A 22,828-nucleotide genomic window follows, 5' to 3' on the forward strand; every position below is an offset into this window, starting at 1 on the left:
CTCACTCTACCCGCGCCCAACAACTGCACACTTAGATGAACCGCTTGCGGCGGCGATCCAGCACGCCGGCTTCCTCCATCGCCGCATCCAGGGCCTTCTCATCAAATGGATCAATACCGTGCATCTCCGCAAACGCGCGACGACGGTTGAAGCGCGAAAACCTACGGTGAAACGCCCAACCCAAGGCGATGACGGCAACACCAAGGACCACGATTAGCAGCAGGCCTGTCGGCTGGGCCTTGCCAAAGTCAGGGCCCCGCGGCGTTTCCGGCGGTGCTTGGGCGACCACGTATGAAAGCTCAGCAAACGAAAGCTCAGCAAAAGAAAAATCAGTCATTGTTACTTGGTTCCCTCTGTAATGCCCTCAAACAGGTCGTGCTCTGGCAACGTGACTTCAACGCGGGTTTGGGCCAGCTCAAACTCTTCGGTCGGCCACACACGCTGCTGATCTGCAACAGGGCTTGCCAAAAACGCGCCGGCCGGATCGATCTGCGTCGCATGCGCAGTCAGCGCCTGGGCGCGCTGTTCGAAGTAGTCGGCGCATGCAACGCGGGTGGTTACCCGCTCCATGATGTCGGCCTCGTTTTCCTTCCAACGCTTAATCATCAGCCCATATGGGCTGACCTCGCCCCGCTCCTCCAGCAGGTCGTGCAGAAGCTCCATGCGCTTCAGGATGAAACCGTGGCTGTAGTACATCTTCAGCGGCGTCCATGGCTCCCCTGCTTCCGGGGCGAAGGCGGGATCTCCCGCTCGTTCCCAAGCAACCATGGAAATCGCGTGCACCATCAGGTGGTCAGGGTGGGGGTAGCCGCCGTTTTCGTCGTAAGTAATCAGCACATGGGGCTTGAAGCTGCGTATCGACGCCACGAGCTTTCCCGCAACCTCCTCAACCGGCTGCACCGCAAAGCACCCTTCCGGCAGCGGCGGCAGCGGGTCGCCCTGAGGCAACCCGGAATCCTCATACCCCATCCACTCGTGCTCAACGCCAAGCGCATCCACTGCCTGAGCCATCTCCTGCTCACGAACCGCGACAATGTTTTCCAACACGCCAGGGCGGTCCATCGCGGGATTGAGAATATCGCCGCGGCGACCGTCAGTACACGTTACTACCTTGACACGGTGTCCCTCCGCAGCGTACTTAGCCATAGTTGCTGCACCCTTGGACGATTCATCGTCCGGGTGGGCGTGGATGGCCATAAGGCGCAAACCTGTCACTGTTTTGATCCAACTTTCCTGGAAGGGGGTCATGCAATAACAACCGACCATATTAGTACGATCGAGTACATCTCCCTGTGGGGGTCATCGAAGTGAAGTGAGGTTGAACGCCGTGCCGCAAGCGCCGAACGCATCTGCAAACTCTCCGAAGCAGCGCCCCCGTTATGGCGCTGCTACTGAAAAACAGCGGCAGCAAGGCACCACTGTCAGCGGCAAGATCATTGTCATCGTGGCTGTTGTACTGGTGGCGTTCACCCTGGTCGTTGCTGGCCAGGCAATCTATCGCAGCCAGTCTCGTCCCATCAGTGCAGAGGTTGTTGGTGAAGAGCGTGTGAGCGATGACACCGCACGTGTGTGGGTGGACGTGACCCGCAAGAAGACCGATGAAGATGCGTACTGCATCATCCAAGCGGTGGATTATGACCATGCAGAGGTTGGACGCCGCGAGTTTGTAATTCCTGCTGGCGGGGAGGATGTGCTGCGCTTCGAGGTGGAGCTGCCCACTCGCGGGCGGCTAGCAGATGGAAGGGTCTACGGCTGTTCTTATGACCTGCCGTCATATCTGGACCCACAGTCTGCGCACCTTGGTGCCAGATAGTGGCGCCTGCCGTGTTAAGCTTGCGCCCTGCAACTATGAGGTAAACCCGAGGTAAAAGGGCCCGAAGTAAAAGGGAAGGTAGTGGACTTATGGCTGAGACCCAACAGCAGTACATCACTCCTGAGATGAAGGCGAAGCTGGAGACCGAGCTTCAGCAGCTGATTGATAACCGTCCGGTCATCGCGGCCGAGATCAACGAGCGCCGCGAAGAGGGCGACTTGAAGGAGAACGCGGGCTACGACGCTGCGCGTGAACAGCAGGATCAAGAAGAGGCCCGCATTAAGCAGATCTCTGAGCTCCTAGCTAACTCCACCACTGAGCGCACCGGCATTGTTGAGGGCGTTGCCCACGTCGGTTCCGTTGTCCACGTCTACTACAACGGTGATGAGGACGATAAGGAAACCTTCCTCATTGGTACCCGCGCTGCCTCCACTGGCAACAAGGATCTTGAGACCTATTCGGAGAACTCTCCGCTGGGCGCTGCCGTTGTCGGCGCATCTGAGGGAGAGACCCGCACCTACACCGCACCAAATGGTCGCGAGATTTCGGTGACGATTATCTCCGCGGAGCCTTATGATTCGGTTAAGGCTTCTACCCCGCGTAAGAAGTAAGTAAGAAGTACAAAGCATCTCACTCGACTGCTTTCAACCCTTAAGGATGTAACCCGTGACTTCCTCACCTTCCCGTATCGCCGCAGCTGGCATTGCCGCAATTGCTGCTCTTGCTATCACTGCTTGCTCCCCGCCGAATGAGAACCCTTCTGACCAGAAGGTGGACACGGCAATGAGCCAGAGCGCTGACTCCTTGGCTTCCTCCGGCAGCACCGGCGCAGCCAAGACTGCTGACGCAACCAACGTGGCTGACGCTTCTGCAGCGCAGGCAACCGCTACCGCAGCCTCCACCACCACCGTGACCGCTGGCGCTGACGCTACGCCGCTGCTGAACAACTGCGGCGTGACCGGCCTGCAGCGCCCGGCTGCACTGAACCTGGACTGCGAGGGTGGCAAGGAGCGCCTCGAGGACATCGTCTGGGACGAGTGGACCGCTAACGGCGCGTCCGGCACCGCTACCCGCGTCACTGTTGATCCGGATCGCGTTGTTGAGGGCGTCAGCGTAGTGCTGGGCGCTCCGCAGGACGTCGATGGTGAGGTTGTCTTCAGCACCATCAGCGTTGACGGCCAGTCGGTAAACCCGGAGTCGAACTACTAAACGCAAAGCGAAAGACCCGCACCACTTCAGTTCACAATCTGAAGGTGCGGGGCTTTTGTCGTATCCCCGTTTTAGCTAGCGGTCATTAAAGATGGCCAGCAGGCGAAGGATCTCAGTGTAGAGCCACACCAGCGTCACAGCCAGGCCCAGGGCTGCGCCCCATGCTGCCTGCTCCGGTGCGCCGACGCGGACCAGCTTGTCCACCTGGTCAAAGTCCTGCAGGAATGCGAGTGCTGCGAGCACCACGCACACCAAACCGAACACGATTGACAGGGTGCCGCCGCCGCGCAGCGGGGACATGCCGGTGAACAGGAACAGCAACAGGTTGCCCAGCGCCAGGAAAAACACACCGAAAATGGCACCGGTCAGTAGCCGAGTGAAGCGTGGGGTCACACGGATGGCGCCGGTACGGTAGACAAACAGCATGCCGATGAACACGCCGATGGTGCCAATCACTGCCTGACCAATGAGCGAGCCCGCATCAGATCCGCCAACGCTGAAGGCGCCAGTGATCAGCAGGGAGAAGCCACCAAGGAACAGGCCTTCAAGAATGGCGTAGATCAAGGTCAGCGTCTTCGAGCCGTACTTGCGGCCAAAGGAGTGCACCATCACTACGATGAAGGCGCCAACACCGCCGACAGCAGTTGCGATCGTGCCGGCGGCGTCATTGCCACTGGCAAACAGACCGAAGGAAATCAGAGCGCCAAGCACGATCACGGCGAGCGTGATGCCGGTCTTGGTAATCACATCGTCCACGGTCATCGGGCGCTCAGACTGTGGCAGGGTCTGGATCCCCTGGTAGTCCTGGTAACCCTGATAGTCCTGGTAGCCCTGCGCCCCCTGGGCGCCCGGCAGGTTTTTCAGCACGGGGTTCGAGCTTTTCACGTAACCCTGTCCTTTCTTTTACATATCGCTTTCACGTGTCACTTCTCGTGCCACTTTTAGTGTCACTGTCAATAACGTCAGTTTCAATGTTTTAGTTCCCGTAGATTGTTATTTGTGTCGTGGTTTCGTGAGTTTGCGGAGCGGATGTTCCACGCCCCGCGCCTTGGTGGAGACGCAATCAGTGCGCACATTGCAGCACGCACTCAAGATTTCAGCTCAGATCTCAGCTCAGATCTCAGCACTGCGCCTGAGCCGTTCACGTTTGCGTTTGATGAGCTAGAGGTTCGTGCTTACCTGGTGGAGGCCCCTGTCCCCCACTACTTGTACGTCACGTTCGGGCTTTCACGGGTGCGTTCTTCCGTTCCCGTTGCGGGCACACAGACGGAATTAACTATGCGCGTGCCGCACTCGGGTCCTGTTCCCTTTGCCTGGCCCGCGGAGCAGCTAGCAACAATGGTGGCTTCCGTGTGGCGTAGCGGCAATGACATCGCGCCGGGTCACCACTTCACCGCGAGGAACTTGCCAGGCGGGTTTCTCTTTATTACGGATCCGGTGTTGGGCCATATTGACCCGCCGACTGGCATCGTTCGTTTTACTCAGGCGCTGTGGGTGACTCCGGATGAGTTGGAGGCAGCGCTGTGTTGGGATGTCGCTGCGTTTGCCCAAGTACTCACGGAACACGTGCCTCTTGGGGTTGGTGATGGGGAAAGGGGAAGTGTGTTGGGCGTGGCGTCGATACGCAAGCTCGTAGAGGCTGCAACCTTGCGCGAGGGTTCCTCCCTTGGTGCGGTGGAGGCAAAGATTTTAGATGTGGATGCCACCGGCCGCATTGATCTTGATGTCAACGCTGCCAAGGCGTTGATCCGTGCGGCTCGCTACCGGCTCAGGTTTGGCCGCAGGTTTGCGCTGGTGCGTAACAACGTCTGGGTGCTGCTGGCCCCGGGTGCCATTTTTGAAGCAGATGAGACCCATATTCAGCTGGATGGCTCTCGGGATTTGGCGAATGAAATCATCGCTACAGTAGACCCGCTGCCGGGAACCTACCGGCTTAGCGCGGCGCCGGTAACGCTGCACGTTGTAGGCGACTTCTAGCAAGTGGGCAGCTCAATGTAACCTAACGTTTATGCGTCTTCGAGGTTTGCTCCAGGGTTTTGCTGCTTTCCTGTCTCTTGGTGCGGTCAGTTTAGGTGCCGCGCCGGTAGCGATGGCCCAGCCGGTCGGCAACGTTGTCGTCATCGGCGACTCGTATGCAGCCAACCCAGACAACCAGCGCCACTGGGCGGCGAAGATCCCCGGCGCAGATGGCTCCTCGTTTCTGGCTGATTACCCCTCAAACGGCGCGTGCCTGCAAAGCCCTGACAACTACCCTCGTCAGCTGGCTGCCCGCACGGGCCTGAATGTGGCGGACTGGTCGTGCGCTGGCCTGACGTCCTGGTCCAGTATCGGCATGGTGCAAAAAGCCATTGCGCGCGGAGACATCAACCCGCAGACCCGCAGCGTGGTGCTCGCTGTTGGTTTTAACAACCACTGGCCCAGCAACACGCGTGCCTCTGGCACCGGTTTTGATTTCGGGCGTATTGGGGACCGCTACGTTGCGGACATGCACACGGCGGCGGCGAAAATTCGTGAGGTCGCACCTCACACCAAAATCATCATTGCGGGCATGCTCGCCATGTCTGAGCCCAACGGTGCGCAGCGCTTTTGCCTGATCAACGTGGTTCCCAACGCGCCGCTGGGCATCCCGGTGCCGCTGCTGCAGCAGGTGGAAAACAACACTCGCAACTTCCAGGAGCGTGCGGCCCGTGAAATCGGTGCGACGTTTGTAGACATTAAGACGGCTTCCGCAAGCCACAACACCTGCGCAAAGGATAGTGAGCGTTGGGTTTCCGGCCTGGTAGATACCACCACTACCCACTACAACATGCCGTACCACCCTTCGCGTGCCGGCTCCGGGTTTGTTGCGCAGGAGCTGGCCAAGGTTGTGTAAATGAGGTTACGTAAATGAGGTTGCGTAAATGAGCACGTCTTACCTGCAGCGTTATGACCACATGTGTGACCACGCAGCCGCACAGGTGATCGCCAGGTACTCCACGAGCTTTTCGCTTTCCACACGCCTGCTAGCGGCGCCGATACGTCGGGATATTCGCAATTTGTACGCCATGGTGCGCATTGCGGATGAGATTGTGGATGGCACCGCACTCGCTGCAGCCGCCGACCCGGCTACAGCCCTCGACGCATATGAGGCGCAGATCCTTGCCGCACCACACATCCGCTTCCATACGGATCCAGTTGTCCACGCTTACGCAAACACGGCGCGGCGCTGCAACTTCACCCGGGAGTACGTCGAGTCATTCTTCGCTTCCATGCGCAGGGACCTCACCCAGACTGTCTACACCGCCAGTGATGTAGATGCCTACGTCTACGGTTCCGCTGAGGTGATTGGTTTGCTGTGCTTGGAGGCTTTTCTTATCGACGCCGACGTCACCCCCTCCACCCGCTCCACCCTCGAATCTGGGGCTCGTGCGCTTGGCGCTGCCTTTCAGAAGGTGAACTTCCTGAGGGATTTTGGTGAGGATCGTGACCGGTTGGGCCGCGTGTACTACGAGCTGACGGCAGAGAAGAAAGACCAGATCGTGGCCGAGATCCGCGAAGAGCTCGCTCACGCTAACCGTGCGATCCCGCTGTTGCCGCGATCCCCACGCACCGCGGTTGCTGCCGCTTCCGGCCTATTTGAAGAGCTCACCGATATCGCTGATGCAACCCCGGTCGAGGAACTGGCCGCCACCCGCATCAGCGTCCCCACCACCCATAAGCTGCGCATTACCGCCAAGGCGCTTGCGCGAGGAGGTACACGGTAACCATGGCAGTGAAATCCCAGTCCGCGATCGTGATCGGCGCTGGCATCGCGGGGCTTGCCACTGCGGCACTCCTTGGCCGCGAGGGCTACCGTGTCACGGTTGTTGAAAAGCTGGATGCCGTCGGCGGGCGCGCTGGCGAGGAGACAGTAGAGGGTTTCCGTTTTGATACTGGCCCCAGCTGGTACCTCATGCCGGATGCTTTTGATCATTTCTTCTCCCTGTTTGGCAAGCGCACGGAAGACCTGCTTGACCTTGTGCCGCTCTCGCCTGCTTACCGGCTCTTTCCCGAACACCAATCCCCCATTGACGTGGAGTCTGGCCCGAAAGTCTTCGAGCTTTTTGAGTCCATCGAACCCGGCGCAGGCGCGGCCCTGCGCTCCTACCTGAAGTCTGCCGGCATCGCTTACGACCTTGCCGTTGAGCGGTTTTTGTATACGAATTTTGATTCGGTGCGCGGTTTCGTCGATAAGCAACTGCTCACTCGGGCCGGGGACCTGGCGAAGTTTCTAACTGTGCCGCTGGAGCGGTTTGTGGCGCACCGTTTCCAGGACACGCGCCTGCGGCAAATGCTGACCTATCCTGCGGTGTTTTTGTCCTCGCATCCGGCGCGCACGCCGTCGCTGTACCACTTGATGAGTCACACCGATTTGGTGCAGGGCGTGCAGTATCCGCAGGGTGGGTTTGCCGTGGTAGTCGATGCGTTGTACCAGCTCGCAGTGGAAAACGGTGTGCAGTTCCGCTTGGGTGAAGAGGTCGCGGCAATCACGTCCGAGGGCCGGCGAGCCACCGGCATCCAGCTGCTTGGCGGGGAGCGTCTGCGTGCAGATATCACCGTGTCCTGCGCGGATCTCCACCACACCGAAACCCGCCTGCTGCCCAAAGCAAAGCAGACCTACCGCGAGTCTTACTTCGCCCCGCGCGATCCAGGTCTGGGAACGGTGCTTGTCATGCTTGGTGTCGAGGGTGCACTTCCCCAGCTCGAGCACCACAACCTGCTGTTTAGCCAAGACTGGTCGCAGGATTTCGACGCTGTCTTTGACGCACCCGCACCGACCCGCCCGCTTGGCGCATCGCGCTCAATTTACGTGTCCAAACCTTCCGCGACCGACCCTTCCACCGCACCGGCGGGTCACGAGAACCTCTTCGTACTCGTGCCGGTGGCTGCCAGCGAGACGCTTGGCCACGGAGACATGTACCGCAAGACTGCGTCCCCCGCAGTCGAGCTCATCGCCCAAGCTGCCATCGACCAGATTGCCCAGTGGTGCGAAATCCCGGACCTGCAGTCGCGCATTGTGGTCAAGCGCACCTTGGGCCCGTCTGACTTTGCGGAGCGCTACCACGCCTGGTCCGGCGGCTCTATCGGCCCTGCGCATACGCTGCGTCAATCCGCGTTTCTGCGGGGCTCGAACAAGTCGAAGAAGTTGGACAATCTTTTCTACGCCGGCGCCACCACGGTGCCTGGTGTGGGCGTGCCGATGTGCCTGATCTCGGCGGAAAATGTGCTGTCGCGCCTGCGCTAGCGCGGCTTTGGTGCCCCCAGTCGGGCTCGAACCGACACTTGGCGGATTTTAAGTCCGCTGCCTCTGCCAATTGGGCTATAGGGGCTTTTGCTTCTCGACGATAATACGACCCCTCCCCCAACCCCACACACAAGGGGTACGTTTTTCGCTTTTTCGTGTGTGAGGTCGGGCTAGCCCTTAACGCTTATCCTTTAAAGGAGAACACGCCGGAGGCATCGGGAGCGTCAAACATGTCGCTAAGAAAGTGTGAGACCCACTGCAGCAGCTCGGTATCGCGAAGCGAGGGGCTGTTAATGGCCTTCGACTCGCGCGGCATCGGCACCTGGACCGTTTTCGCCGCAGCACGGTACGTCGCACCCGGGTACAGGCGCTTCAGGCGCACCTGCTTGGAGTCCGGCAGCTCAACCGGGTGGAACTTCAAGCGGTTGCCCTGGCTCAAGATGTCCGAGACCCCAACGCTGCGGGCCTGGTCACGCAGGCGCGCGACCTCCATGAGGAACTCCACCTCCGTAGGCAGGGGCCCGAAGCGGTCCACCATTTCGTCGGCAACCTGGCGCAGCGCTTCTTCACCGCGAGCTTCCGCAAGTTTGCGATAGGCCTCCAGGCGCAGGCGTTCGGAGTTGATGTAGGTTCCCGGAATGTGGGCGTCCACTGGCAGGTCCACCCGGATCTCCTTCGGCGCCTGGTCGGTGGCATCCACAACCTCGCCCTTCATCAGGGCCTTGAACGTCTCCACAGCCTCACCCACCAGGCGGACGTACATGTCAAAGCCAACGCCCGCGATGTGGCCGGACTGCTCAGAGCCCAACACGTTTCCGGCGCCGCGCATCTCCAAGTCCTTCTGCGCAACGGCAATGCCTGCGCCAAGGTCGTTATTCTGCGCGATCGTGGCCAGGCGGTCATAGGAGGTTTCCGTCAGCGTGATGTCCTTCGGGTACAGGAAATAGGCGTACGCCCGCTCACGCGAACGGCCAACGCGGCCACGCAGCTGGTGCAGCTGGGACAGGCCCATGTTCTGCGCGTTTTCCACAATCAGCGTGTTCGCGTTCGCAATGTCCAGGCCGGTTTCCACGATGGTGGTACATACCAACACGTCGTACTCGCGGTTCCAAAAACCCTGCACGGTTTGTTCCAGCAGCTGCTCAGACATCTGCCCGTGGGCGACTACCACTCGCGCCTCCGGAACCAGGTCGCGGATACGTCGGGCAGCTTTTTCAATGTCGGCGACCTTGTTGTGGATGAAGAACACCTGGCCGTCCCGCAGCAACTCGCGCCGGATCGCCGCCGCAACCTGCTTGTCCTCCTGCGGGCCAACGTAAGTCAGCACCGGGTGGCGGTCCTCCGGTGGGGTGGTGATAGACGTCATCTCGCGGATGCCGGTCAGCGACATCTCAAGGGTGCGCGGAATCGGGGTTGCGGTCATGGTCAGCACATCCACGTGGGATTTCAGCGCCTTGATGTGCTCCTTGTGCTCCACGCCGAAACGCTGCTCCTCATCCACCACGATCAGGCCTAGGTTTTTCCACTGCATACCAGTGGACAACAGGCGGTGGGTGCCAATGACTACGTCCACCGAGCCGTCTGCAAGACCGGCGAGGATCTTCTTCGCATCGCCCGCGGAGGTGAAACGGGACAATTCGCGCACGGTCACGCCGAAACCGTCCATACGCTGGCTGAACGTAGAGTAATGCTGCTGGGCAAGCAGGGTTGTAGGCACGAGCACCGCTACCTGTTTGCCGTCCTGGACCGCTTTGAACGCGGCGCGCACGGCAACCTCGGTCTTGCCAAAGCCCACGTCACCCACAATGACACGGTCCATCGGCACCGGCTGCTCCATGTCGTGCTTCACGGCCTCAATCGCAGCGAGCTGGTCTTCCGTCTCCACAAACGGGAAGGCGTCTTCCATCTCGTTTTGCCACGGCGTATCCGGCGCAAACGCGTGGCCCGGCGCGGCTTGGCGCTTGGCGTAGAGCTCAATAAGCTCCCCGGCGATCTCGCGCACCGCGGCGCGCGCCTTGCGTTTGGTGGACTTCCAGTCGGAGCCACCCATTTTGCTCAAGCTCGGCTTCTCCCCACCCGTGTACTTACTCAGCAGGTCCAGCGATTCCATGGGCACCCAGAGCTGGTCCGCGGGCTGGCCACGCTTGGCGGCCTGGTACTCCAGCACGATGTACTCGCGGCGCGAATCTGCCACGGTGCGCTCCGCCATCTTGAGGAATCGGCCAATGCCGTGAGTTTCGTGCACCACGTAGTCGCCGGGTTTGAGTGCCAGCGGGTCCACACGGTTACGGCGCTTCGGCGCACGACGCTTCGCCCCCGCAATATCACCCACGCGGTTGCCGGTGACATCGGTTTCCGTCACCACAACCAGGTTCGGCCCGCCAAAGACGAGGCCGCCGTGGGAAAGCGCCTGGTACAGCGTGGCAGCACCTTCGACCGGCTCCAGGCCAGGTGTTGCAATGCGCGCGGAGATGCCGTGCTCACGCAGGCGCTCCGCCATGCGCTCCACGGTGCCCTTCGCAGGCGCCACGAACGCCACCTTGCCGTGGTTTTCCACCACGTGCAGCTTCAACGTTGCGTACAGCTGCTCGATTGCCTTCGGGTCTCCCTTCGGTGCGGGTGCGGCGTCGAACTCCAGCGGCAGCGTGGCCCTATCGTCCGCATTGAACATGCCTGGCGGGGCGAACGTCCACCAGGCGTTGCCAGCCTTGCGCGCGGAGATCTCCAGCGACTCGAAGGAGCGGTACGACGATGCCTCTAAGTCAACGCCTTCTACAGCAACCGGGCCTTCCGCACCCATGGCGGCGGCCTCCCACCCTGCCTCCAGGAACTCGCGGTCCGTTGCCTCCAGGTCCGCGATGCGGGTGCGGACCTTCTCCGGGCTGGTCACCAACACGATGCCGCCCTCAAACAGCTCCGGCAGCACCTGCCACGGCTGCGAAGTCAGCGCAGGCATCAGTGCCTCCTCACCCGCAGCGTGCACGCCCTCAGCCACGCGGCTAAGCAGGGACGACAAGGTCGGATTCGACGGGAAGCGGCGGGCGAGGGTGTCGGCTGCTGCTTTCACGTCAGCGTCGATAAGCAACTGGCGCGCGGGGAACAAACTGACTTGCGGTAGTTCTTCAATGGTGCGCTGGTCCGCAACCGCGAAGCTGCGGATGTCAGTAACCTCGTCGCCCCAGAACTCAATACGCACTGGGTTTAACGCCGTGGTGGGAAACACATCCAGGATGCCGCCGCGCACCGCGAACTCGCCGCGGGTGGCAACCATGTCCACGTGCGAGTAGCCGAAGTACTCAACGCGACGCACCAGGTCATCGAACTCGCACTCCGCATCCACCGCGACCTCAATCGGCGCAACGGCAGGCAGCACCGGCTGGCACACCGCACGTGCGGCAGCAACCACCACCCGCGGTTTCTCCCACAACACCTTGGCACGCCTGCCCACAACATCAGCAGCAGGCGAAAGGCGCTCATGCGGCAGGGTCTCCAGCGCCGGGTAGTGGGCGACCTTCTGCTCACCAACCAGGGCCTTCAGCTCCGCGGCAAGGTCCTCGGCCTCGTGACCCGTGGCGGTAACTACCAGCACCGGCACCTGCCTAGCCAACGCGCCAGCAACCCACGCACGTGCCTGATCAATCGCAGTGATGTGCAAGGATTCATCCCCCACGCGCGCGGCAACCCCTTTAAGTTTCGGGTCAGTCAACGCTGCCGTGAGAAGCCCACCAAGTGCGGCGGGTGTGCTCGATGTCATGTTCTACGCTTCCTCTTCTCCATACACACGCGGCTGTGCTTCCATCCCCCGCAACCCGTTCCAACACAAATTGGAAATGTGCGCCGCAACCGTGTGCTTATCCGGCTTGCGCTCATCCAACCACCACAGCGCGGAGTTGGAAACGGTGCCAACAAGGGCCTGACCGTACAGGCCTGCCATCGCCGAGTCGAGCCCGCGGTGCTTAAACGCCTCCCCCAGCAGGTAACTCACCTGTGCTGTCACACGGTTGAGGATGGTGGAATAGGTCCGCCCTTCCCCCGGCAACTGGCCGTGCGCCAGGATGACAAAACCATCCGTCTCATCCTCCACGTAGGTCAGCAGCGCCAACACGCCGCGCTCAATGCGCTCGCGCCACCTTCCGGACTGGATGGAAGACGTAATTGCCTCCTCCAGACGCGCCATTTCTAAGCGCACAACCTCCTGGTAGAGGCCCACTTTACTGCCAAAGTGTTCATACACCACTGGCTTGGACACACCCGCTCGTGCGGCGATCTCTTCCATGGAGATGCCGTCGAAGCCGCGCTCGGCGAATGCCTGGCGCCCAACACCGATCAATTGCTCCCTGCGCTGGGGTGCAGTCATTCGCGTTCGAGCCATGTTTCCTAGCTTAGAGGGTTACCCCCACCACCCCGTCTTTGGCGGCGGCCGCACGTGGTCTACAATCAGCGGTGCTATTCCCCATGGTGTAATTGGCAACACTACGGTTTTTGGTACCGTCATTCTAGGTTCGAGTCCTGGTGGGGAAGCTTTTTCATTTTGTGCAGGGACTACTATCCGCAGTATGAGCAACCAGCCCCGCGTGGAAGAACACAACGCCCGCCGTTTCATTTGGTCCAACGGCCTGCAAAACATTGGGGATCAGATTGTTGCGCCGAAAACGGTTCTTCCCTGGTTGTTTTCCGCGGCTGGTGTTCCGCACGTGTTTACCTCCCTACTCGTGCCAGTTCGCGAGTCGCTCTCAATGTTGCCGCAGGCGTTTTTAAGCCCGTGGGTAACCTCTCAACGCTCGCGCAAACGCGTCTGGCTGATCGGTTCCTGGGGGCAGTTCGCGGCAGCCATGGGCATTGCGATCAGTGCCTTGCTTTTCGACGCCACCTTGCTCGGCCTCATCACCATCACCCTGCTCGCCGTCCACGCGGTGTTCCGCTCGTTGTGCTCGATTGCTGGCAAGGACGTCCAGGGCAGGACAATCTCGAAGGGCAAGCGTGGTGAGATCACGGGTCGAGCCACAGCACTCGCTGGCGCGTTTACGCTGGCGGTTGGCGTGGGGCTCATGTTCGTTGACGTGTCGTTGCACGTGTTGCTGTTTGCAGGCGCGGTGACGTGGGCGTTGGCGTCTTTGGTGTTTCAAAGCATCGATGAGCCAGAGCCGGAGGACTCCAAGAAAGACACGGCGAGTTTTCGCGATATTTTAGGGCTGGTCAAGGAAAACAAAGACCTCCAGCGCTTCCTGGTGGTGCGTTCCCTGATGCTGGTCACTGCGCTCTCAACGCCTTTTATTGTCGTGTTGGCCAGCCAGGCGGGTGCAGACCTTAGGGGACTTGGCGCATTTGTCATCGCCTCAGGCGGCGCAAGCCTGCTTGGTGGTCGCATCTCGGGTCTGTGGTCGGACCGCTCCTCCAAGCTGACTATGGCGTGGGGTGCAGGCGTCGCGTCTGTTGTGCTGGTGCTGCTGGTGTTGAGTGCTTCAACGCTTCCAGACGGCGTAAATGCGTGGGTAATGCCGCTTGGGTTCTTCCTGGTCAACCTGGCACACACCTCGGTGCGCGTCAGCCGCAAGACATACCTGGTGGACATGGCGGAGGGGGATACCCGCACGCTGATCACCGGTGCTTCCAACACGGTGATGGGCATCGTGCTCTTGGCCGTCGGCGCGCTGTCTTCCGCGATCTCGCTTCTGGGCCCACAGGCGGCACTGATCTTCCTGGCAGTAGTTGGTGTTGCCGGCGTTGTTGGCGCATCCCGGTTGAAGGATGTTTCTAAGCGTTAAACTGTGCGGCATGGATTCTAAGAAGCAACGTGCCGTAGTTGTCCTCGCAGCTGGCGCCGGAACCCGCATGAAGTCGGACCGGCAAAAGACGCTGCACGAAATCGGCGGGCGCAGCCTGTTGTCCCACTCCCTGCATGCTGCCGCTGGCGTGCACCCGAACTACCTCGTTGCCGTGGTTGGCCACCAGCGTGACCAGGTCTCCCCTGCCGTGGACACCATTGCGCAGCAGATGGGCATTGAGGTCCGCCAGGCTGTCCAGGAGGAACAGCACGGCACGGGCCATGCAGTCCAAATTGGTTTGAGCGCCATTCCGGATTTCGACGGCACCGTGGTGGTTACCAACGGTGACGTTCCGTTGTTGACGGCGGAGACGATTGAGCGCCTCGTTGAAAAGCATGAGCACGAGCACGCTGCTGTGACGGTGCTCAGCCTGGAGTTTGACAACCCCACCGGTTACGGGCGCATCATCCGTGATGAAGCGGGCGAGGTCCAGCGCATCGTTGAGGAAAAGGATGCCACCGATGAGCAGCGCCGCGTGCACGAGGTTAACTCTGGTGTGTTCGCCTTCGACGGTGCTGTGCTGCGCGAAGCTTTGACCCACCTGAACACGGACAACGCGCAGGGTGAGCTCTACATCACGGATGTGCTGAGCATCGCGCGTAACGACGGGCGGAAGGTCTCCGCCTTCATCGCCCCCGACGCACGCGAGCTTGCCGGTGTCAACGACCGTGTCCAGCTTGCCGCCGCTGGTAAAGAACTCAACCGTCGCTTAGTAGAGCGCGCGATGCGTGCCGGCGCCACCGTGATCGACCCGGACACCACCTGGATTGGTGTGGAGGTAGAGATCGGCCGCGACGTGATCATCCACCCGAATACGCAGCTGTGGGGATCCACTGTGGTCGGGGACCGCGCCGAAATCGGCCCCGACACCACCCTGACCGACATGGAGGTCGGCGCAGGCGCGAAGGTCGTTCGCACCCAGGGTGAGCTCGGCGTGATTGGTGAGGAAGCCACCGTCGGCCCATTTACCTACATCCGCCCCGGCACAGAGCTTGGCGCACGCGGCAAGCTCGGCGGCTTCGTGGAATCCAAGAACGCCAAGATCGGCGAGGGCTCCAAGGTCCCGCACCTGACCTACATTGGGGACGCTACCGTGGGCAAGCACACCAACATCGGCGCAAGCTCCGTGTTTGCGAACTACGACGGGGTAAACAAGCACCACACCACCATCGGGGATTACTGCCGCACCGGCTCGGACACCATGTTTGTCGCACCATTGACCATTGGTGATGGAGCGTATACCGGCGCGGGTACAGTGGTCACTGAAGATGTGCCAGCAGGTGCGCTGGCCATCAAGGAAGGCCGCCAGCGCAACATCGAAGGCTGGGTGGAAAAGCGCCGCCCGGGCACCGATGCAGCTGAGGCTGCAAAGCGAGCACGCGAAGCGTCTACGGAAGGGCGATAACTTACATGACTGGATACTCGACGGAAAGCCACAAGGACCTCAAGCTGTTCACCGGCCGGGCCCACCCGGAACTTGCTGAAGCTGTGGCCAAGGAGCTGGGGATTGATCTTGTCCCCACCACCGCCCGTGACTTTGCAAACGGTGAAATCTTCATCCGTTTCGAGGAGTCTGTCCGCGGCTCTGACTGCTTTGTTATGCAGTCCCACGCACAGCCGCTGAACAAGTGGCTGATGGAGCAGCTGATCATGATTGACGCGCTGAAGCGTGGCTCCGCAAAGCGCATTACCGCGATCCTGCCGTTCTACCCGTATGCTCGCCAGGACAAGAAGCACCGCGGCCGTGAGCCGATTTCCGCCCGCCTGGTGGCAGACCTGTTGTCCGCAGCTGGCGCTGACCGCATCGTGTCTGTGGACCTGCACACCGATCAGATCCAGGGCTTCTTCGACGGCCCGGTGGACCACATGCACGCCCAGCCGATCCTGGTGGACTACATCAAGTCCAAGTACTCGCTGGACAACCTTGTCGTGGTCTCCCCGGACGCAGGCCGCGTGAAGTCCGCTGAGAAGTGGGCCAACATGCTGGGCGATGCGCCGATGGCCTTCGTACACAAGACCCGCGACATTGACGCCGCGAACAAGGTTGTCTCCAACCGCGTCGTCGGTGAGGTCGAGGGCAAGGACTGCATCCTTATGGATGACATGATTGACACCGGCGGCACCATCGCCGGCGCTGTAGGCGTGCTGAAGGAAGCAGGCGCTAAGTCTGTGGTGATTGCATGTACCCACGGCGTGTTTTCCGATCCGGCTCGTGAGCGTCTGAGCGATTGCGGCGCTGAAGAGGTCATCACCACCGATACCCTGCCTCAGAACACCGAGGGCTGGAAGAACCTCACCGTGCTGTCTATCGCGCCGCTTCTGGCGAAGACCATTCATGAAATCTTTGAGAATGGTTCTGTTACCACTTTGTTTGAGGGCCAAGCCTAAGCCCTAGGGCGTTCGATGCGTGGTCAAGGGCGCTCGCTACAGTGAGCCCATGACCACTCTCGAAGAAACAGGGTTGCAACGACGGGTGAAATCCCGCCAGTTGCAGATGATTGCCTTCGGCTCATCAATTGGCACGGGCCTTTTCCTCGGCTCCGCCGACTCCATTCAATATGCGGGTCCGGCGGTGCTTGTGTCTTTTGCCATCGTTGGCGTCATCGTGTTCTTTCTCATGCGCATGCTGGGAGAGATGGCGGTAGAGCACCCGACCTCTGGTTCTTTCGCAGCGTATTCGCGTGAGTACATCGGCCGCTGGGCAGGGTTTATCACCGGCTGGAACTGGTGGTTTACCACCATCGTGGTGGGCATGTTGGAAATGACCGCCCTGGGTACCTTCTTGGATTTTTGGTTCCCGGGCTTTCCCCACTGGATTACCGCGCTGGTCTCCCTGATTGTTGTCTTGGGTCTGAATCTGCTTCGTGTGAGCGTGTTCGCTGAGACCGAGTACTGGCTGTCTTTGGCTAAGGTCACGGCTCTTGTCCTGATGATTATCTTGGGGCTGCTGCTTGTGTTTGGCCTCGGTCCGGAGCCGGCAATTGGCACGCAGCACCTCACCGCGCACGGCGGTTTTATGCCAAATGGGATAAGCGGCGTGATGTTTGCTCTGGTGGCGGTGACGTTTACGTTTGGCGGCATCATGTCCATCGGTACCGCCGCGGGTGAGGCTGACGACCCGGACCACGCTATTCCCCGCGCTGTGCGCTCCGTGATTTGGCGCATCCTGGTGTTCTACATCGGCGGTATTGGCACTATTTTGCTGCTTGCCCCGTGGAATGAGCAGGAGTCCAATGAAAGCCCGTTCATCCGTGTGCTCACTGGCGTTGGATACGAAGGCGCGGCGACGTTGCTCAACGTGGTCATTGTTATCGCCGTCGCCTCCGTGCTCAACACCATGACCTATTCCGGCGCACGCACCCTGCGCGATCTGGCGCGAAGCGGCCAGGCCCCGGCTGCGCTTGCAAAAACCAGTGAAAAGGGGCTGCCCATCAACGCTTTGCTGTTCAACGGCGCGTTGATGGGCGTGGTGGTCATCTTGAACTACTTCTTCGAAGGCAAAATCTTTGCAGTGCTGTTGGCCATCATCGTGGGCACGGAGCTGATCACCTGGGCCGGTATCTGCGTGTCGCACCTGAACTTTCGTAAACGCATGGACGCAGCCGGCAAGGAGTCGCACTTCAAGGCGCCGCTGTACCCGGTTTCCAACTGGATCTGCATCGTATTCTTTATTGCGGTACTGGCAATGATGGCGTACCTGCCGGAGTACCGTATGGGCCTGTTCACGCTTGTGGCGTGGATTTTGACACTAACCATCATTGGCAATGTGAGAAAGAGGTGGGTCAAGTGATCCGCAAAGATCTTGAACAAGTAGCCGCCTATGTACCCGGCGCCCGCAATGACAAGGCAGTAAAACTGTCCTCCAATGAGATTGCAGAGGGCCCGCTACCCAGCGCTCATGAGGCAATGGTGGCGTCATTGTCACAGATCAACCGCTACCCGGATATGGGCGCAGTGGACATCCGTGCGGCTATTGGCGCGCACTTGGCTCTTCCAGCTGAACAGATTGCGGTTGGTACCGGTTCGTCTGCCTTGTGCCAGCAGCTGGTCTACATTACGGCGCAGCCTGGGGATGAAGTGGTCTTTCCCTGGCGCAGCTTCGAGGCCTACCCCATCTTTGTCAAGGTGGCTGGTGCAACACCGGTAACCGCGCCGTTGACTGAGGATTACCGGCTGGACCTTGACGCGCTAGCTGCGGCGGTAACTGAGCGCACGAAGCTGATCTTCGTCTGCAACCCGAACAACCCCACCTCAACCACCATTACCACCCAAGAGTTCACCGACTTTATGGCGAAGGTGCCGAAGGACGTTCTCGTGGCGTTGGATGAGGCCTACTTTGAGTACAACCAGGCTGCTGACACCCCGGTGGCTACCGAGGAGATCCTCAAGTACCCGAACCTGGTTGGGCTGCGTACGTTCTCCAAGGCCTACGGTCTAGCGGGCGCGCGCATTGGGTACGCGTTTGGCCCCGCCGAGATCATTGAGGCGCTGAACAAGGTGGCAGTGCCGTTTTCGGTGGGCATGGTCGCCCAAACGGGTGCGCTTGCTTCACTCGCTGCCGAAGATGAGCTGGCACGCCGCGTGGAAGAAACCGTCGCCCAGCGCGAGCGCGTCGTTGCTGCACTTGCGCCGTTTGGCACGCCGGAATCACAGAGCAACTTTGTCTGGATCCCGGCGGCTCAGCTTGGCAGCGATCCCCGCGACGTTGCCACACGCCTCGCCGAAGCCGGCGTGCTGGTGCGCCCGTTTGATGACGGTATCCGCGTCACCGTGACTAACGCAGAGGAGACGGATGCGTTTCTTCGTGCGTGGGACGCCACTGTGACTTCACCTGTGAATCCCACTGTGGCTTCACCTGGCCAGAACCCTTCAGCTGCTCAATAGTGCTGATGCCCATCAGCGCCATTGAGGTGCGCATCTCCTGCTCAAGGATCTCAATGACGCGGGTCACGCCTTCCTCACCACCGGCCATCAGCCCGTAGAGGTAGGCGCGGCCAATGAGTACGAAGTCTGCACCGAGGGCAAGGGCTGCGATGATGTCGCTGCCGTAGAGAATGCCGGAGTCCAGGATGATCTCTACGTCTGGGCCAACCGCCTCGCGGATGCCCGGCAGGGCTTGGATAGATAGCGGTGCTTTATCCAGCTGGCGGCCACCGTGGTTGGATACCACCAGGCCGTCTGCGCCGGCGTCGATCATGCGTAGCGCGTCCTCGGGCGTGAGCACACCCTTGACAAAGAGCTTGCCCGGCCAGACGGAGCGGATCCACTCCAGGTCTTCCATGGACAGGTCAGGATCAAACATGTTGTTGATCAAAGACGGCAGGTCTGTTGCCGAATCGCTCAGTGAGGCGAACTTCAGTGAGTCTGTGGTCAGGAAGTTAAACCACCACTCCGGGCGGTAGGACGCATCCAGCACCGTTTTCAGTGTGAGTCTTGGCGGGATGGTCATGCCATTACGGGCATCACGTAGGCGCTGGCCGGTCACCGGGGTGTCCACCGTGACCAGCAGGGTATCGAAGCCGTTGTCCCACGCACGCTTGACCAGGTCCAGGGAGGCTTCCTTGTCTTTCCATAGGTAGAGCTGGAACCAGCGGGTGCCTTCCTGCGATACCTCGGCTACCTCTTCAAGGGAGCGGGTGCCCATGGTGGACAGGGAGAACGGGATCCCGGCACGGCGTGCCGCTGCCGCTCCCCCGTTTTCACCCTCCGAGTGCATGAAGCGGGTGAACCCAGTCGGGGCAATGCCAAATGGCAGGCTCGCTTTCTTGCCGGCAATAGTGGTGGTGAGGTCGATGTTTGGTGTTGGAGCAAGCACGCGTGGGATCAGTTCGACGGAGTCGAAGGCTTCGCGTGAGCGTCGATAGGTAAATTCGCTCGCGGCGGCACCATCCACATAGTCGAATGCGGGCTTGGGAGTCCTGCGCTTTGCAATCTTTCGCAGGTCAGGGATGTCAGCCGCCTTAGACAGGCGCGCATCCCTGCGGTTCAAGCTGGGCAGGGGGAAGTTCAGCAGGCTGAACAGTTCTTTTGGATCCGGCAGCTGGCGCTCAAGGCGAGCCATGGAAACACACGCTCCTTAGAGAAAAACTATTTCAAACATGAAAAATTCTACAAGCACACTTTTGGGATAATCGTTCCACCCTTTGGGAACCTCTCGGCCTGCACTGCCATTTGGTGCAGCAGGTTTACCTTGATAGGATGTGACGGTCTCGGCGAGGGCTGTCATGGCCGTTATCGACGCGATAGTAAAGCAGACGTTCCTGCGATCACTCGACGAGCACACCCGTCCATAGTGGTCGCAGATTTTTTATGTCCTCGCGGCCCGAATATCAAGGTTTAAACAAGGTTTAAAGGAGCATACCGATGGCTATTACCCCTACGGTTGTGAAGGCTGAGAAGCGCGAAGAGTTTGGCAAGGGCTCTGCACGCCGCCTGCGTCGCGACGGCAAGATCCCGGGCGTCCTCTACGAAAAGGGCATCGACAACGTCCACTTCGCGGTTGACCGCATCGAGATGACCGCAGTTGTGCGTAACGAGGGCGTCAACGCCATTGTTGAGCTGGAGATCGACGGCGAGAAGCTGCTGGCCATGGTGAAGCACGTGGACCAGAACGTGCTGACCCTGGAGATCGACCACATCGACCTGTTCGGCATTAAGCGCGGCGAGAAGGTTACCGTCGATGTTCCGGTTGTTCTTGAGGGCGAGGCTACCCCGGGTGCTGTTGTGCTCCAGGAGGCAGACGTTATCGAGATCGAGATCGACGCTCTGTCCATCCCGGACGAGCTCACTGTGTCCATCGAGGGCAAGGAGATCGGCGATACCCTGCACGCTTCCGACGTGAAGCTGCCGGAGGGCGCAGAGCTTATCTCCGACCCGGAGACCCTGGTTGTCAACGTCACCTTCGAGCAGGTTGATGAGGAACTGGAGGCTGAGGCTGAGGCTGCTGAGGAAGGCGGCGCTGATGCTGGTGCTGAGGCTGCTGAGGAGACCGAGTCTGAGTAAGCCCTCTAAGATGGTCGCGTGACCATCTTGATTGTTGGCCTGGGAAACCCTGGTCCGCAGTATGCATCCACACGCCACAACGCTGGCGTGATGGTGATTGATGAGCTGCTGACCAGGGTTTTACCTATGCCTGCGCAGCTTTCTGCCCATAAGAAAACCAACACGGAAATCGCGGAGTTGGCCGCCGGCCGCCTGGTTGCGAATGACCAGGTGGTGTTGGCCCGCACCCGTTCGTTCATGAACCTTTCGGGCGGGCCCGTCAAAGCGTTGATGGATTACTTCCGCGTGCAGCCGAAGGATCTCTACGTGGTCTATGACGAGCTGGATCTTGATTTGGGTGAGGTCAAGCTGCGAGTCGGCGGCGGCGACCACGGCCATAATGGCTTGAAGTCCGTGACTAAGGCCGTAGGCGACACGTATAACAAGCTGGCAGTGGGTATTGGCCGTCCCCCGGGGCGCATGGCGCCTGCAGATTATGTGCTTAAACCCTTTGCCGCCAAGGAGCAGATAGAAATCACAATTGCTGCCGCAAACGCCGCCGATGAGGTGCTTCGCCAGCTAGGGTAGCTCCATGAGATTGGCTACACTTCGCACTGAAACTGGTACCTCGGCAGCCCGCATTGTCTCCGATTCGGAGGCGGTACTCCTGCCGTTTGAGGACGTTGGCGCGCTGCTCGCCCAGGAGAACTGGCAAGAGCTTTCGCTTGTCGACGCTGCGCCGACCCCCTTTAGCCCCACCGACCTGGCACCCGTGATCCCGCGTCCGGGCAAGATCATTTGCGTCGGCCTGAACTATGCCAAGCACATCGAGGAGATGGGGCATGAGCGCCCGGACGTGCCCACCTTGTTTATCAAGTTCCCAGAGGCGCTAATTGGCCCGTATGACGATGTTGAGGTGCCGGAGTTTAACGCGGAATCGCTGGATTTTGAGGGCGAGCTCGCCGTGATCGTGGGCAAACATGCGCGCCACGTGAAAGACGGGGATGCCTACATTGCGGGCTACTCCGTGATTAATGATTACACGCAGCGCACCTACCAAAAGCGCACCCAGCAGTGGCACCAGGGCAAGTCTCTAGAGAAGACCGCCGGTTTTGGCCCGTGGTTGGATACTGAGTGGCGCCCGGGACCTGCGATCACCACCACGCTGGATGGCGAGCAGATGCAGCACTCCCCCACCGATGACCTGGTGTTTTCTCCGGCGAAGCTTGTAGAGTTCATTTCGCATATCTACCCGCTTGCCCCAGGAGATGTGATCGCTACCGGCACCCCGGACGGCGTGGGTCACGCGCGCAACCCGAAGCGCTACATCCAAAACGGCGAGACGGTGCGCGTGGAGATCGAGGGACTCGGCGCTATCGAAAACACCACGCGCGTGTACTAGAACCCGAGTTTGTCCAGGAGGCGAACCTCAGCCTCAGCGATGAACTGCAGCGGGATCAGCAGGATTGCAAACGGTGCTGCGCTAAGCATCACGGCACCAGATTTCTCGGTGGGGTGCCTGTCCGGCCCACCGTTGAGCTGGTCCAGCCCGTTCATAAGGTTGGTCATGAGGAAGCTGTAGAGGCCCCACGCGCTGCCGCTGTACGCGCGATCGTGTTGAGCAGGAGCCGCGGAGGCTGCGGGCGCAAGGGACCCCATCGCGAGGGCCCCGGCGGTTGCGGTTGCGGTTGCAATGGCTACCTTGGAAAGCTTCATACTTCCCACATCGCTGGCTTT

At 60.3% G+C, this 22,828-nt stretch carries 22 protein-coding genes and 1 tRNA gene; 15 read left to right on the top strand and 8 right to left on the bottom strand.

Going from position 1 to position 22,828, the window contains the following annotated elements; translation table 11 throughout:
• Window positions 1-31 precede the first annotated feature (31 nt).
• Window positions 32-337, bottom strand: a complete 306-nt coding sequence (locus AK829_RS05555) for a hypothetical protein (RefSeq protein WP_052204942.1) — start codon at window positions 335-337, stop codon at window positions 32-34.
• A gap of 2 nt (window positions 338-339) precedes the next feature.
• Window positions 340-1,215, bottom strand: a complete 876-nt coding sequence (gene mca, locus AK829_RS05560; protein WP_052206405.1) for a mycothiol conjugate amidase Mca — start codon at window positions 1,213-1,215, stop codon at window positions 340-342.
• 112 nt (window positions 1,216-1,327) lie between these two features.
• Here mca and AK829_RS05565 point away from each other — a divergent pair, with 112 nt between their 5' ends.
• The 3 genes from AK829_RS05565 to AK829_RS05575 all read left to right on the top strand — a co-directional run bounded on the left by AK829_RS05565 (window position 1,328) and on the right by AK829_RS05575 (window position 3,022).
• Window positions 1,328-1,813: a DUF4307 domain-containing protein gene (locus tag AK829_RS05565; RefSeq protein WP_052204945.1), complete on the top strand. Its 486-nt coding sequence runs from the start codon at window positions 1,328-1,330 to the stop codon at window positions 1,811-1,813.
• Between the two features lie 89 nt (window positions 1,814-1,902).
• The gene (gene greA, locus AK829_RS05570; RefSeq protein WP_052204947.1) at window positions 1,903-2,424 is read left to right on the top strand and encodes a transcription elongation factor GreA; all 522 of its coding nucleotides are present in this window, start codon (window positions 1,903-1,905) and stop codon (window positions 2,422-2,424) included.
• Between the two features lie 55 nt (window positions 2,425-2,479).
• Window positions 2,480-3,022: a hypothetical protein gene (locus tag AK829_RS05575; RefSeq protein ID WP_052204949.1), complete on the top strand. Its 543-nt coding sequence runs from the start codon at window positions 2,480-2,482 to the stop codon at window positions 3,020-3,022.
• A 75-nt stretch (window positions 3,023-3,097) separates the two neighbouring features.
• Here AK829_RS05575 and AK829_RS05580 read toward each other — a convergent pair whose 3' ends face one another.
• Window positions 3,098-3,907, bottom strand: coding sequence for a Bax inhibitor-1/YccA family protein (locus AK829_RS05580; protein ID WP_052204951.1), 810 nt, complete (start codon window positions 3,905-3,907; stop codon window positions 3,098-3,100).
• Between the two features lie 114 nt (window positions 3,908-4,021).
• On the opposite strand from AK829_RS05580, the gene AK829_RS05585 reads away from it, so the two are divergent.
• Genes AK829_RS05585 through crtI form a run of 4 tightly spaced genes read left to right on the top strand, consistent with a single transcriptional unit; the run spans window position 4,022 to window position 8,285 of the window.
• The gene (locus tag AK829_RS05585; RefSeq protein WP_157045296.1) at window positions 4,022-4,999 is read left to right on the top strand and encodes a suppressor of fused domain protein; all 978 of its coding nucleotides are present in this window, start codon (window positions 4,022-4,024) and stop codon (window positions 4,997-4,999) included.
• Between the two features lie 31 nt (window positions 5,000-5,030).
• Window positions 5,031-5,894: a GDSL-type esterase/lipase family protein gene (locus tag AK829_RS05590; RefSeq protein ID WP_083439761.1), complete on the top strand. Its 864-nt coding sequence runs from the start codon at window positions 5,031-5,033 to the stop codon at window positions 5,892-5,894.
• Window positions 5,895-5,922: 28 nt separating this feature from the next.
• Complete coding sequence (locus AK829_RS05595) at window positions 5,923-6,765, top strand: phytoene/squalene synthase family protein (RefSeq protein ID WP_052204962.1); 843 nt, start codon at window positions 5,923-5,925, stop codon at window positions 6,763-6,765.
• Window positions 6,766-6,767: 2 nt separating this feature from the next.
• Window positions 6,768-8,285: a phytoene desaturase family protein gene (gene crtI / locus AK829_RS05600; protein ID WP_052204963.1), complete on the top strand. Its 1,518-nt coding sequence runs from the start codon at window positions 6,768-6,770 to the stop codon at window positions 8,283-8,285.
• 8 nt (window positions 8,286-8,293) lie between these two features.
• On the opposite strand, the gene AK829_RS05605 is transcribed toward crtI, so the two are convergent.
• The 3 genes from AK829_RS05605 to AK829_RS05615 form a co-directional block, all read right to left on the bottom strand.
• Window positions 8,294-8,370, bottom strand: a tRNA-Leu gene (locus AK829_RS05605).
• A 99-nt stretch (window positions 8,371-8,469) separates the two neighbouring features.
• Window positions 8,470-12,039, bottom strand: a complete 3,570-nt coding sequence (gene mfd / locus AK829_RS05610) for a transcription-repair coupling factor (protein ID WP_052204965.1) — start codon at window positions 12,037-12,039, stop codon at window positions 8,470-8,472.
• 3 nt (window positions 12,040-12,042) lie between these two features.
• Window positions 12,043-12,657 (bottom strand): TetR/AcrR family transcriptional regulator, encoded by a 615-nt coding sequence (locus AK829_RS05615; protein ID WP_052204968.1) that lies wholly within the window; start codon window positions 12,655-12,657, stop codon window positions 12,043-12,045.
• Window positions 12,658-12,841: 184 nt separating this feature from the next.
• On the opposite strand from AK829_RS05615, the gene AK829_RS05625 reads away from it, so the two are divergent.
• The 5 genes from AK829_RS05625 to hisC are packed head-to-tail and all read left to right on the top strand — an operon-like array spanning window position 12,842 to window position 18,994.
• Complete coding sequence (locus AK829_RS05625; protein ID WP_198147794.1) at window positions 12,842-14,050, top strand: MFS transporter; 1,209 nt, start codon at window positions 12,842-12,844, stop codon at window positions 14,048-14,050.
• Window positions 14,051-14,060: 10 nt separating this feature from the next.
• Window positions 14,061-15,515, top strand: coding sequence for a bifunctional UDP-N-acetylglucosamine diphosphorylase/glucosamine-1-phosphate N-acetyltransferase GlmU (gene glmU, locus AK829_RS05630; protein ID WP_052204970.1), 1,455 nt, complete (start codon window positions 14,061-14,063; stop codon window positions 15,513-15,515).
• A 5-nt stretch (window positions 15,516-15,520) separates the two neighbouring features.
• Window positions 15,521-16,498 carry a ribose-phosphate diphosphokinase gene (locus AK829_RS05635; protein WP_052204972.1) on the top strand — a complete coding sequence of 326 codons (978 nt, stop codon included), beginning with the start codon at window positions 15,521-15,523 and terminating at the stop codon, window positions 16,496-16,498.
• Window positions 16,499-16,547: 49 nt separating this feature from the next.
• Window positions 16,548-17,900 (top strand): amino acid permease, encoded by a 1,353-nt coding sequence (locus tag AK829_RS05640; protein WP_083439762.1) that lies wholly within the window; start codon window positions 16,548-16,550, stop codon window positions 17,898-17,900.
• The gene (gene hisC, locus AK829_RS05645) at window positions 17,897-18,994 is read left to right on the top strand and encodes a histidinol-phosphate transaminase (RefSeq protein WP_052204975.1); all 1,098 of its coding nucleotides are present in this window, start codon (window positions 17,897-17,899) and stop codon (window positions 18,992-18,994) included. The genes AK829_RS05640 and hisC overlap by 4 nt, the downstream gene beginning before the upstream one ends.
• On the opposite strand, the gene AK829_RS05650 is transcribed toward hisC, so the two are convergent.
• The gene (locus AK829_RS05650) at window positions 18,885-20,171 is read right to left on the bottom strand and encodes an alpha-hydroxy acid oxidase (protein WP_083439763.1); all 1,287 of its coding nucleotides are present in this window, start codon (window positions 20,169-20,171) and stop codon (window positions 18,885-18,887) included. The genes hisC and AK829_RS05650 overlap by 110 nt on opposite strands.
• Window positions 20,172-20,473: 302 nt before the next feature.
• Here AK829_RS05650 and AK829_RS05655 point away from each other — a divergent pair, with 302 nt between their 5' ends.
• Genes AK829_RS05655 through AK829_RS05665 form a run of 3 tightly spaced genes read left to right on the top strand, consistent with a single transcriptional unit; the run spans window position 20,474 to window position 22,493 of the window.
• Window positions 20,474-21,112, top strand: coding sequence for a 50S ribosomal protein L25/general stress protein Ctc (locus AK829_RS05655; protein ID WP_052204977.1), 639 nt, complete (start codon window positions 20,474-20,476; stop codon window positions 21,110-21,112).
• A gap of 18 nt (window positions 21,113-21,130) precedes the next feature.
• Window positions 21,131-21,679 (top strand): aminoacyl-tRNA hydrolase, encoded by a 549-nt coding sequence (pth, locus tag AK829_RS05660; RefSeq protein WP_052204978.1) that lies wholly within the window; start codon window positions 21,131-21,133, stop codon window positions 21,677-21,679.
• Window positions 21,680-21,683: 4 nt separating this feature from the next.
• Complete coding sequence (locus AK829_RS05665) at window positions 21,684-22,493, top strand: fumarylacetoacetate hydrolase family protein (protein ID WP_052204980.1); 810 nt, start codon at window positions 21,684-21,686, stop codon at window positions 22,491-22,493.
• Here the strand turns inward: AK829_RS05665 and AK829_RS05670 are convergent.
• Complete coding sequence (locus AK829_RS05670; RefSeq protein ID WP_052204982.1) at window positions 22,490-22,807, bottom strand: hypothetical protein; 318 nt, start codon at window positions 22,805-22,807, stop codon at window positions 22,490-22,492. The genes AK829_RS05665 and AK829_RS05670 overlap by 4 nt on opposite strands.
• Window positions 22,808-22,828: the final 21 nt, after the last annotated feature.

It is taken from the genome of Corynebacterium riegelii, from assembly GCF_001263755.1.
In the GTDB taxonomy this organism is placed as follows: Bacteria; Actinomycetota; Actinomycetes; order Mycobacteriales; family Mycobacteriaceae; genus Corynebacterium; species Corynebacterium riegelii.